Here is a 663-nt window from a genome sequence, read left to right as displayed (position 1 = left end):
ATCTGCGGGACAGCGGGCAACAGTGCGGAGTGAACAGAGTCTGGCGACTGATGAAACGTGTCGGGATAAAGGCTCAGGTCGGATACCGGAGCCCGCGGGCACGTAAAGGCGAGGCCAGTATCGTGTCGCCCAACAGGCTCCAGCGACAGTTCAATCCGGATGCTCCGGATGAGCGTTGGGTAACGGACATAACCTACATCAGGACCCACGAAGGCTGGCTGTATCTTGCCGTGGTTGTTGATCTGTTCTCACGCAAAATTATCGGCTGGTCCATGCAATCCCGGATGACAAAGGACATTGTCCTGAACGCACTGCTGATGGCTGTATGGCGGCGTAATCCCCAAAAACAGGTGCTGGTTCATTCGGATCAGGGCAGTCAGTACACAAGCCATGAGTGGCAGTCGTTCCTGAAATCACACGGCCTGGAGGGCAGCATGAGCCGTCGCGGTAACTGCCATGATAATGCGGTTGCAGAAAGCTTTTTCCAGTTGTTGAAACGCGAACGGATAAAGAAAAAGATCTACGGAACGCGGGAAGAAGCCCGCAGCGATATTTTTGATTACATCGAAATGTTTTATAACAGTAAGCGTCGGCATGGTTCTAGCGATCAAATGTCACCGATAGAATATGAAAACCAGTATTATCAACGGCTCGGAAGTGTCT

At 51.9% G+C, this 663-nt stretch carries 1 protein-coding gene; it reads left to right on the top strand.

Annotated features, from left to right (window positions below):
- Positions 1-663, top strand: a 663-nt coding sequence (locus tag QCD69_RS22470; protein WP_301253572.1) for an IS3 family transposase, incomplete at both ends; no start/stop codon positions are given.

It is taken from the genome of Erwinia sp. PsM31, assembly GCF_030433775.1.
Classification (GTDB): Bacteria; Pseudomonadota; Gammaproteobacteria; order Enterobacterales; family Enterobacteriaceae; genus Erwinia; species Erwinia aeris.
This window is presented reverse-complemented; position numbering and strand designations above follow the sequence as displayed.